Source organism: Endothiovibrio diazotrophicus, assembly GCF_054657215.1.
In genome coordinates this window covers 20,928-31,709 of the sequence record NZ_BAAHXB010000065.1, presented here as the reverse complement: position 1 = coordinate 31,709, position 10,782 = coordinate 20,928, and the positions used below count along the sequence as shown (strand labels likewise).

The following is a 10,782-nucleotide window of genomic DNA, read 5'->3' as shown; positions in this document are numbered from 1 at the left end:
AGCTCGATCCCCCATAGTCCGACAGGCTCCTAGCTCCTTGCTATTCGTTACGAACTGCCGAAGAATTGACACCGCGTTTTTTCACCCCATGGCCGCCGTTTTCCCGGATCCCCAGTCTGTATGAAGATCTTCTCCGCCCTCTACGACCGGGTGCTCCGCTGGTCGGCCCATCCCCACGCCCCCCGCTACCTGGCGGGGCTCAGCTTCGCCGAGTCCTCCTTTTTCCCGATCCCGCCGGACGTGATGTTGGCGCCGATGACCCTGGCCAAGCCGGAGAAGGCCCATGATTACGCCGCGCTGACCACCCTCGCCTCGGTGATCGGTGGCGTCTTCGGCTGGTTGATCGGTCACTTCGCCATCGGTGCGGTGGAGCCGCTGATCCAGCAGGTCGGTTACTGGGACCGCTACCAGATGGTTATCGAGTGGTTCGCCGAGTGGGGCTTCTGGGCTATCCTCATCGCCGGGTTCTCACCGATCCCCTACAAACTCTTCACCATCGCCGGCGGCGCCTTCGGCATCGGCCTGCTCCCCTTCATTCTCGCCTCTGCCACCGGCCGCGGGGCGCGCTTCTACCTGGTGGCCTTTGCGGTGGCATGGGGCGGGCCGAAGGTGGCGGGCCACCTGCGCGAATATGTGGATCGAATCGGATGGATCAGCATTTTGCTCATCCTCGTCGCCTATTTCGCCTTTGGGCGATAGTGCTGGCGCTGTTGGTGGTGACCGGCTGCGGCGGCCCCGGTGGGGCGGTCGCGCCGGTGGACGAACTCTCCGACCACCCGCGCCACACCGCCGTCAGTCATCGGGTGGCGGCGGGGGATACCCTCTATGCCATCGCCTTCCTCTACGGCCTCGACTACCAGCAGTTGGCCACCTGGAACGGGATCCGTTCCCCGTATTTGATCCGCGTCGGTCAGCGGTTGCGCCTGTCGCCTCCCGCGACCGTCGCCAGGGCGCCGTCGGCCGCCGCGGCCAAGCGCTCCGCTCCATCCGTCGCCGCGAGGCCTGCCGCCAAACCGGTTGCCAAGCCGGTTGCCAAGGCGGCGCGCCTCCCGGCGCGCCGCTCCGCTCCTTCCGCTACCCAATCCGTCGTCCCCCCGCCCCGGGTTGCCGCACGGCCCAAGCCCGCCCCGGCCACGAGCGGCAGCGGAAGCGCCGGGCTCCGCTGGCGCTGGCCCACCGACGGCAAGCTGTTGAGCACCTTCTCCAGTCGTCGGCCGGGGCGCAAGGGCATCGACATCGGCGGCAAGCGCGGGCAACCGGTGGTTGCCGCCGCCGCCGGCGAAGTGGTCTACAGCGGCAACGGCCTGCAGCGCTACTACGGTCAGCTGATCATCATCAAGCACAACGAGCGCTTCCTCAGCGCCTACGCCCATAACGACCGGCTGTTGGTGAAAGAGGGCGAGCAGGTGAAGGCGGGACAGCGGATCGCGGCCCTCGGCGACAGCGGTACCGATCGGGTCAAGCTCCACTTCGAGATCCGCCGCGACGGCCAGCCGGTCAACCCGATGCGTTATCTGCCGAAACATTAGGGAAGGAGCGCCAATACTACGGGTCAGCCCCGAATTGGAGGGATGGAGAGCGGGCGGTATAGTGGGAAACGGTTGTAAAGAAAATCGTACAAAACCCGTATTGGCGGGGTTGAATCGAATTTCGGTTGGCCCCAGGGTAAGAATAAGGTCAAATGGCGTTCCGGCGGCGATAGGCAGAACGTTTGCCGTTCGGCGGGTTCCAATGAAGGAATCAGGCCGTTGCCGAGCCCCGTTTCGGGGCGGGACACCGAATTTCAAGAGCGCACAGGAGGTTCTCCGAATGCCGAAACGTCGTGGACGCCCACCGAAGGGCGAAATGGAACCGGTCGAAGACGAGATCAAGGAAGAAGACGAGGATTCGGTCACCGAAGGGGAGGTGATGGCGTTGGAGGACGACGACGAGCCGGCGGGGGGGCGCGGTCAACCGGCGGAGCCGACCCGCTTCACCCCCGGCGCGGTACCCGATGCGGAGATGGACGCCACCCGGCTCTATCTCAGCGAGATCGGCTTCACCCCGCTGCTTACCGCCGAGGAGGAGGTCTACTTCGCCCGCAAGGCGCAGAAGGGCGACGGCAAGGCTCGCGCGCGGATGATCGAGAGCAACCTGCGGCTGGTGGTGAAGATCGCCCGGCGTTACATGAACCGCGGCCTGCCGCTGCTGGACCTGATCGAAGAGGGAAACCTCGGCCTGATCCGCGCGGTGGAGAAGTTCGACCCCGAGCGTGGTTTCCGTTTCTCCACCTACGCCACCTGGTGGATCCGCCAGACCATCGAGCGCGGGATCATGAACCAGACCCGCACCATCCGCCTGCCGATCCACGTGGTCAAGGAGATCAACGTCTACCTGCGCGCCGCCCGCCAACTGGCGCAGAAGCTCGATCACGAGCCCACCGCCGAGGAGGTGGCCGATCACCTCGACAAGCCGATCGACGAGGTGAAGCGGATGCTCGGCCTCAACGAGCGGGTCGGCTCGGTGGACGTGCCGATCGGCAAGGACGCCGACAAGGTGTTGCTCGACGCGATCCCCGACGAGACCCTGATCGAGCCCACCACCCTGCTGCAGGACGAGGACGTACAGTCCCACCTGGACGACTGGCTGCTCCAGCTCACCGACAAGCAGCGAGAGGTGGTGGAACGCCGTTTCGGCCTGCACGGCTACGACAGCGCGACGCTGGAGGAGGTGGGCAACGAGATCGGGGTGACCCGCGAGCGGGTGCGCCAGATCCAGATGGACGCCCTGCGTCGGCTGCGCGAGATCCTCGAGCGGCAGGGCTACTCCGTCGATACGCTCTTCAAATGAAAGGTGACAGGGATCAGGCTACGGGAAAGCGCCGCTTCGGAAAGGTCGAAGGTCGGAAGCTTTTTTGAAAAATGAGAAGAATCTTCAAATAGGGGTTGGCGGGAAATCGGGCTGCCCCATCATTCACCCGTCACCTGTCATCAGTTCTTCAACCGCGGCAGGGTGATCACGAACTCCGTGAACTCCCCCTCCAGCGACTCGCACTCGATCGATCCACCGAAGCCCTGCAGGGTCCGCCGGCAGAAGGGTAGCCCCATGCCGTTGGCCTCCTTGGTGGAGCGGTGGGAATAGTACTCGTCGAAGATCCGCGGCAGAACTTCCGGCGGGATGCCGCAGCCGGTGTCGCGGAAGCGGATGCGGTGGACCTCGTCGCCCGGCTCCAGGAAGATGCTGATCACCCCCTTGTTGGCGGCGGCGATGGCGTAGAGGGCGTTCTTCAGCAGGTTGAAGACGACGAAGTCGAACAGCAGCCTCACCCCACTGAAATAGAAATCCTCACCGACGACCGGTCCCAGCCGCTCGCGCTGGCTGGGGTGGAGGGGATAGCGCTCCAGCGCCTCCTTGATGCAGTTGTGCGCCGACAGAGAGGTGAACGACTGCGGATCGATTTCGCCCTGACGGCCGTTGGCGAGCAGCAGGTCGATCGCCATGTTGGCCTGTTCCAGCATGGCGTGGATGCTCTCCACGGTGAAGCTGAGGTTGCGCCGTCCCCAGTCGCGGCTGGGTACCTCCGGTGGCGCGGTGTCTCCGGTCTGGTCGAGGGCGATCTCGTAGGCGTCGAGGAGCGTCGGTACCACATGGGCAATGTGGGAGACCGCGGCGTTGATGCCGAGCAGGTTGGTGCGCAGTTCGTGGGCGATATTGCCGGCCAGCGAGAGCATTGCCGTCCGGCGCTGCTCCAGCAGCGCCTGCTCCTCGCCGCGGCTGCGGAACAGGGCGATGCCGCGGTGCAGCTCTTCGCCGAGGGAGTCGCGGTTCCACGGCTTGGTGATGTAGCGAAAGGTCTCCCCCTCGTTGATCGCCTTCACCACCGCGTCGAAGTCGGTATAGCCGCTGGTCAGGATGCGCACCGTGCGCGGCGAGCGCTCGCGGGCGTAGCGCAGCAGATCGGTGCCGAGTTTTCCCGGCATCCGCTGGTCGGTGACCAGCACGGCCAGCTCCTCCCCCTCGCGGTCGATGATCTGCTCCGCCTCCAGCGGGTTGTCGGTGGTGATCACCCGGAAGTCCTTGCCGAAGAAGCGGTCGAAGTACTTCAGGTTCTTGCTCTCGTCATCGACGAAGAGGATCGAGAAACGCTTGTTATCGTTGGTATGCGTGCCTTGCACCGGTGTGGTTCCCTTCAGATTGAATGGTGTGGACTCCGGATTGCCGGGATCGGGCCCTAAGGGCCCGCGATTGCGCGCAACAGTATGGCAGATGCCCAACTCCATGCCCATCCCCCGGCCGGTTTCCAAGGCCGGAAAAAGCGGGTCGAAAACTTCTACCGGGATCGTCCCGAAAAGGCCTGCTACCGTTTCCCAAAAGGTCATTTCCGGGCGTCTACCGGTCTTTCTGCGGAAAATGAGGAGAATTCTGATAGATCCGCCTCGGTCAGTAGGATTCACCCTGTCCCTCGCCCACCCATCGTCCGCCGGTGAGGCGCCGGGCGTTCAACCGCGAGACGCGTTCTCTCCGGGGCGGCCACCCTGCCTCAAAAGGGGCTGACCCCGCTTCGTCCCGTCGGATTTCGGTCGATCGAGCGGCGCGCGACGGGTGCCGTTCAGGCCATCCCGATCAGTCGGCGGTAGAGCACGTCGATGGCGGCGTCCGCGGCGGTCTGGGGGACCGCGATGTGGAAGCAGATCTGCGATGGGCTCTGGCCCATCATCTTGATCGGGATGCGTGCCTCGCCCAGCGCGGTGATGGCGTCGACGATCGGGTGGGAGTTGCCCTTCATGCCGAGCCCCACCGGGGTGAGGATCGCCTGGTTGTAGACCACGTCCATGTAGTCGGGGTTGAGGCGCCGCTCGATCCGCCGGCGCAGCTCGTTGATGCTCCCCTTGAGGTCGTCCTGGTGGACCAGTACCGCGATGTCGTCCTTGTCGGTGGGGTAGTGGTAGGTGTTGATGCCGCACTCCTGGAAGATCGTCAGCAGCCCGGCGGTGAATCCGATCTCGTCGCCCAGGGAGTCCTTCTCCAGGTAGATGTAGGCCATGTTGTCGAGCTTGGCGATGCCCACCACCCCCTCTTCGGGGACCCGCTCGTTGAGGATCAAGGTGCCCGGTTCGCGCGGTGCGTTGGTGTTGCGGATGTTGATCGGGATCTTGCGCTTCTTGCAGTTGAGCATGGCGTCGAAGTGGAAGACGTTGAACCCCTTCGAGGAGAGCAGGCGGATCTCCTTGAAGGTGAGCCGCGGGATCACCCGCGACTCGGGGATCAGTCGCGGGTCCACCTCGTAGATGCCGTTGGTGTCGGTCCAGTTCTCGTAGACCTCGGCATCCACCGCATAGGCCAGCTCGCCGCCGGTGAGGTCCGAGCCGCCGCGGGACATCACCGCCACCTCCCCCTCGTCGCTGACGCCGTAGAAGCCGGGGACCACCACGATCCCCTCCTCGTCGGCCAGGGCGGCCAGCCGGTCGTGGCTCTCCGGCCCGATCTTGGCGTCCAGCGGCTCCCCTCGGACCTCCAGGCCGATCTCTTCGGGTAGCCCCACCCGTGCGGCGAGGCCGTGATTGCGGAAGTGATCGGCGATCAGCTGCGCGTTGTAGTGCTCGCCCCTGGAGGCGTAGAAGGCGATCCGCGGCTCGCCCTTCAGGTCGTCGCGGCTGAGGTCGGCGCGTAGCCGGGCGAGTAGCGGCTCGCCGCCCAGCTTGAGGTCGTGAAGGATCGAGGTGAACTTGCGTAGCACCGCCTCGCGGCTCTCCTCGGCGGAGATCGACTTGCGCATCTCGTGGAAGTGGCGGCCGTCGGTGGCGATGTTGATCAGGTGGTCGGTGACCTTCTCGCGGTCGCCCTTGGCCTTGCCGGGGGCGGAGACCACCACGATGCGGCGGCGCGGGTCGGCCTGGATGATGCCGCGCACCTTCTCGATCTGGGCGGCGTTGGCGACGGAGCTGCCGCCGAATTTGCAGACGATGACGGCGTCGGGGTTGTCGATCATTGGGAGACTCCTCGATGGGGCGGGCGCAAAGGGACGGGCGCGGGAGGCGCGCAGTGGACGGCGGGCGGTCAGAGGGCGGTCGGCGGATCGGAGGGGGCGGGGAGGAGGCGAAGCTGGAGGGCGAGGGCGACGGGGTCGTCGTTGGGATACATGGGAAGAGGGTGGGTGATTAACTGGCGCAAAAATATATAGAGTTCAAAATAAATTGTCAAAGTTGTGAGGGTGGAGCGAGAGACCGCTGACCAGCAGCAGGACGAGCAGCAGCAAGGTCACCGCGAGCCGCCGCGGCCAGCGTTTTTTACGGAGAAAAAGCCCGCGTTTCTTCCAGTGAAGTTCGCTCTTTTCCAGTTCGTCGAGAGTCCTGCGCATGGTTCGGCCTGCCCTACGGGGCCCCTCGCAGCGAGGGGGTACGGATCGTGGAGATGTATAGAGTACAACGGGATTGGGCGTAGCTACAGGGGGCGGCGGCAGATGGGAGTGCCCCTGGCGGTATCGGCGGTGGGCGGGGAGGCCGCGGGTTGGACGGATCGGAGGGGGCCGCCGCATGGGTTGTCGGTTCCGGTGTTGCCCACACGTTTTTCACGGAGTACCAGACCCGCGTAGGAAATTTCCCTTCGGTATCAGACTGATCCTAAAGCCGTTTCATTCGATTGTTGATTGCGCCCGTGGCGGAGGGCCCCGTATTCTCACCGTTCCACGGACATGGGAAAACGGTGATGCTGTCGAAGGATGGAAGGCCGGTGCGTTATGGGATTTCTACGATACGGTCCCTGACGGGAGCGACCGGTACGGTACCGGGAGCTTCGTTCCCATTTGGAGAGCCATTGCCGATCATCACCCCAACACCTTCCAAGCGTTCCTCGATGCATGGCAGCGGAGTTCTCCTACTATGGGGGCGATCTGGGCCGCCTATCAAAATACTGTTGTTGTCCATTGAATGAGGTCTGGAACAAAAAAATGGAGAGTCGATCAGTGAGCCGATGGGTGGCGTTGTTGCTCGCCATGGCGCTTTTCCATTCGCCATCGGTCTACTCCCGTTCGCTGACCTTGTGCCTCAATGGGGCGATGGCGCTCGGCGATGACGGTCTGCTCTACCAGTGGAGAGGGGGCACGTCGTGGGACAGCTGGGACCGCATGGGAACCCCCTTGCCGGTGCTCGGGCTATACGATATCGGGGATTTCTCCTGCGGACCCGATTCGTCACTGGCGGTGGATCGCCAGGGTGTCTTGTACGGATGGGGGGTGAGCTACTACGGCGTGCTGGGTCCCGAGGTGCAGAGCCGCGGCGACCTGATTGCCGAGCCGTTGGCAATGCTCGACGACGTCGCCAAGGTGGAGTCGTCCGATTTCGGGATGGCGCTGCGGCGCGACGGTACGGTCTGGGTGTGGGGCGGTCGATTCGCCTGGTGGCTCGACGACCCGCAACACGCCTCGCAGGAGACGCTGGGGACCCCGGTGCAGGTGGAGGGCCTCGATTCGGTCGTGGATATCGCCGCGCCCGGCTACCTCACCATCTATCCCGCCGAGGCCCTCGCGTTGAAGGCGGACGGCACGGTCTGGAGTTGGGGGGTGGATCAGCCGACGCCCGCGCAGGTGGAGGGGTTGACGGAGGTGGTCGCCATCGACACCTTCGGGAGCCATCACGTCGCCTTGCGGGCCGACGGCACGGTGTGGACCTGGGGCTCCAATGAGTGGGGCCTCCTGGGTATCGGCGCGGAGGAACCCCACTACGACGAGGCGCCCCACCGGGTCGCGGATCTCGACGGGGTGGTGGCGATCGCCGCGGGGGATTACCACGTCCTGGCACTGCGCGCCGACGGCAGCGTGTGGGGATGGGGAGACAACGCCTCGAACGAACTGAATACTCCCGACCTGGACTATTCGCTACAGCCGATTCGGGTTCCCGGCATTGCCGGTGCGGTGGAGATCGCCGCCGGCGGGGGCAACTCCATGGTGAAGCTGTCCGATGGCCGTGTTCTCGCCTGGGGTGCCAACGGCACCGGGGCGATCGATCCCTACGCCTATCTCACCGATCCCGTCTACGTGCTGGACGGGTCCGATCTGGTGGAGCAGCTCGGGCTTACCGAGATTCCCGGTTTCGGCTCCACCCCGACCCCGCCGGCGGGGGCGCCGCCGACCCCGTGGCTCGATACCGAAGTGGATGGCCATCGGGTGACCCTGACGTGGGGCATGGACGGTGTTGAACCGTCCGACAACGACCGCTTTACCGTGCTTTATGCGCTCTTTCCTGCGGCCGCGCCGGTGGGACAGCTCTTTTTCCGCAGCGAGTATCGTCTGGAGGTGGAGCTCCCATCGGGTTCCGCGTACTACGTCCTGGTCTATCGGGACGGGATGCGCGAGGGCGTTCATTATCAGGGGGTTACGCCCTACTCCAACATCGAGATCGTCTCCGTTCCGTAGGGCTCAGAGACCGCCGAGGGCACGGTGCTTGGCGGCGATGAAGTCGGCGTGGGGGACGTAGAGCAGGTCGGCGAGCCGGCGTACCAGGTGCTCCTCGTAGCGGTCGAGATGGCCGTCGGCGAAGGCGATCCGCCACAGCGCCTCGACGATCCAGCGCTTCTCCTCCGCGGAGCCGTGGTCGTTGATCAGGCGGGTGAACTGGAAGTAGTCCACCGAGGCCTCCCGCTCTTTCTCCGCCAGCGCCAGCAGGGCGCGGCTCTCCCCTTCGCGCAGGCCGAACTGCTCGCGTACCGTGCGCTCCACCGCGGCCGACTCCTCGGTGGTCACCTCCTCGTCCATCCGCGCCATCTCCAGCAGCAGGGCGGCCACCGCCAAGCGGCGGGTGTGTTCCGCGTCGCGTAGCGCGGGGCCTTCGTCGGCGGTGAGGTGCTGTTCGAAGAAGCGGAGGATTTGGTCCAGCATGGGGGGCTCCTTGGGGCGATCTGTGGCTAGAAGGAGGAGGGTAATCCGCCGGCCGGATCCCTCTGGTTACGACGCTCCGCGTCGTAACCGGCGATCTTGGACGCTCTGCGTCCTGCCTTGGGTGCGGTGGTTGCGGTGATGGCGGCGACGCGGAGCGTCGGGTTTGGGCGTCGCTGCCAGCGTGAGGGGCGAGGTTACCACGCGGAGCGAGGTGCGAGGTTACCACGCGGAGCGTGGTAACCAGGGGGGGCTTCGGTTGGGGTTGGCAGGGGGCCGGACTTCCCCCACCATTTCTGACACCTGACACCTGACACCTGACACCTGACACCTGACACCTGACACCTGACACCCATGACTTCCACGCTCCTCTGGTTCCGCCGCGACCTGCGCCTGGGCGGCAACCCCGCCCTGGCCTGGGCGGCTCGTCGCGGGTTGCCGCTGGCGGCGCTCTATATCCACGATCCGGAGGGGGAGGCGCCGTGGGTACCCGGCGGCGCCTCGCGCTGGTGGCTCCACCATTCGCTTCTCCATCTGGGGGAGCGGTTGGCGGCGCAGGGGGTGCCGCTCAACGGCTTCCGTGGGTCGGCCGAAGCGCTGTTGCCGCGGCTGGCACAGGCAGCGGGGGCCGATACGGTGGTGGCCAACCGCCTCTATGAACCCCATCTCCAGGCGCGGGACGAGCAGGTGCGGCAGCGGTTGGCGGCGTCGGGGGTGGCGTTTCGCCTCTGCGACGACGGCCTGTTCGCCGAGCCCGGCACGCTGCTCAATCGTCAGGGCGCGCCGTTTCGTGTCTTCACCCCCTTCTGGAATGCCCTGCAACGGCGGTTGCTGGAGGCGCCGCCCGCGGTGGTGGGGGAGGGTGGGCTGCCGGCCTGCGTGGCGCTGGACGGTGGGGTGGGGGTCGACGGATTGGAACTGCTCGACGAGGTGCCGTGGCACACCAAGCTCCACGCCCATTGGGTGCCGGGGGAGGTGGCGGCGTGGCAGCGGCTGGAGGCGTTCGCCGATGGCCCCTTCGGGCGTTATGCGACGGCGCGAGACCTGCCGGCGGAGCCCGGCACCTCGCGGCTCTCGCCCCACCTCCATTTCGGCGAGATCTCCGTTGCCCAGGTGAGGGCCCACCTGATCGAGCGCTTCGGCGAAGGGGGCCGGGTGGAGCCGTACCTGCGTCAACTGGCGTGGCGGGAGTTCGCCGCCCATCTGTTGTGGCACTTTCCCCACACCGTCGAGGCGCCCCTGGACGCCCGCTTCGAGTCGCGGATGTGGCGGCGCGAGGAGCGGCTGTCGGCCGCGTGGCGGCGGGGCGAGAGCGGCATCCCGCTGGTGGACGCCGGGATGCACGAGCTGTGGCAGAGCGGCTGGATGCACAACCGGGTGCGGATGGTGGCCGGCTCGCTCCTCACCAAGAACCTGGGGCTCCACTGGCTGGAGGGTGCGCGCTGGTTCTGGGAGACCCTGGTGGATGCCGATCTGGCCAACAACACCCTGGGTTGGCAGTGGATCGCCGGCTGCGGGGCGGACGCCGCCCCCTATTTCCGCATCTTCAACCCCCACACCCAGGCGGAGCGCTTCGATCCGCAGGGCATCTACCGCCGCCGCTGGCTCGGCGGACGGCCGGGGCCCGCTCCGGTGGTGGACCTGAAGGCGAGCCGGGAAGCGGCGCTGGAGCGCTACCGGCGGCTGGTGCAGCGCAAGGGCATCGGCCCGCGACGCCCGACCGTTCCCGCCGGGGCGGGAGATGGAATACACTAGCCCCTCGCCTTGCGGCGCGGAACCGACGAGCACTCCCCGGAAGAGTCTGCCCCGATCGGTCTCCGAAATAACGATCAAAACAACGCTCCCGAGAGGTTCGCTTCATGCGCGATGAGGAGACCGGCGCTGGCGCGCCCATATCCATCCGATCCCCGAGGTCCGTCCGGCCGGGATACCGC

General features: G+C 66.0%; 9 protein-coding genes. 5 read left to right on the top strand and 4 right to left on the bottom strand.

The window, feature by feature from the left end:
* Positions 1-120: 120 nt before the first annotated feature.
* The 3 genes from ACYQ2W_RS15805 to rpoS all read left to right on the top strand — a co-directional run bounded on the left by ACYQ2W_RS15805 (position 121) and on the right by rpoS (position 2,829).
* On the top strand, positions 121-699 hold the full coding sequence (locus ACYQ2W_RS15805; protein WP_459869150.1) for a YqaA family protein: 579 nt from the start codon (positions 121-123) through the stop codon (positions 697-699).
* Complete coding sequence (locus ACYQ2W_RS15800) at positions 699-1,529, top strand: peptidoglycan DD-metalloendopeptidase family protein (RefSeq protein WP_459869148.1); 831 nt, start codon at positions 699-701, stop codon at positions 1,527-1,529. Before ACYQ2W_RS15805 ends, ACYQ2W_RS15800 begins: the two co-directional genes overlap by 1 nt.
* Positions 1,530-1,845: 316 nt before the next feature.
* Positions 1,846-2,829, top strand: a complete 984-nt coding sequence (gene rpoS / locus ACYQ2W_RS15795) for an RNA polymerase sigma factor RpoS (protein WP_459869146.1) — start codon at positions 1,846-1,848, stop codon at positions 2,827-2,829.
* A 140-nt stretch (positions 2,830-2,969) separates the two neighbouring features.
* On the opposite strand, the gene ACYQ2W_RS15790 is transcribed toward rpoS, so the two are convergent.
* The 3 genes from ACYQ2W_RS15790 to ACYQ2W_RS15780 form a co-directional block, all read right to left on the bottom strand.
* The gene (locus tag ACYQ2W_RS15790; protein ID WP_459869144.1) at positions 2,970-4,154 is read right to left on the bottom strand and encodes an ATP-binding protein; all 1,185 of its coding nucleotides are present in this window, start codon (positions 4,152-4,154) and stop codon (positions 2,970-2,972) included.
* A gap of 434 nt (positions 4,155-4,588) precedes the next feature.
* Positions 4,589-5,968: an aspartate kinase gene (locus ACYQ2W_RS15785; protein ID WP_459869142.1), complete on the bottom strand. Its 1,380-nt coding sequence runs from the start codon at positions 5,966-5,968 to the stop codon at positions 4,589-4,591.
* A 195-nt stretch (positions 5,969-6,163) separates the two neighbouring features.
* A complete protein-coding gene (locus ACYQ2W_RS15780) occupies positions 6,164-6,337 on the bottom strand; it encodes a hypothetical protein (RefSeq protein WP_459869140.1) in 174 nt (57 codons plus the stop codon).
* A gap of 588 nt (positions 6,338-6,925) precedes the next feature.
* Here ACYQ2W_RS15780 and ACYQ2W_RS15775 point away from each other — a divergent pair.
* The gene (locus tag ACYQ2W_RS15775; protein ID WP_459869138.1) at positions 6,926-8,389 is read left to right on the top strand and encodes an RCC1 domain-containing protein; all 1,464 of its coding nucleotides are present in this window, start codon (positions 6,926-6,928) and stop codon (positions 8,387-8,389) included.
* Positions 8,390-8,392: 3 nt separating this feature from the next.
* Here the strand turns inward: ACYQ2W_RS15775 and ACYQ2W_RS15770 are convergent, their stop codons facing one another.
* A complete protein-coding gene (locus ACYQ2W_RS15770) occupies positions 8,393-8,851 on the bottom strand; it encodes a tellurite resistance TerB family protein (RefSeq protein WP_459869136.1) in 459 nt (152 codons plus the stop codon).
* A 351-nt stretch (positions 8,852-9,202) separates the two neighbouring features.
* On the opposite strand from ACYQ2W_RS15770, the gene ACYQ2W_RS15765 reads away from it, so the two are divergent.
* Entirely contained in the window at positions 9,203-10,603 is a 1,401-nt protein-coding gene (locus ACYQ2W_RS15765) for a cryptochrome/photolyase family protein (RefSeq protein ID WP_459869134.1), read from the top strand.
* The last annotated feature ends 179 nt before the right edge of the window (positions 10,604-10,782 follow it).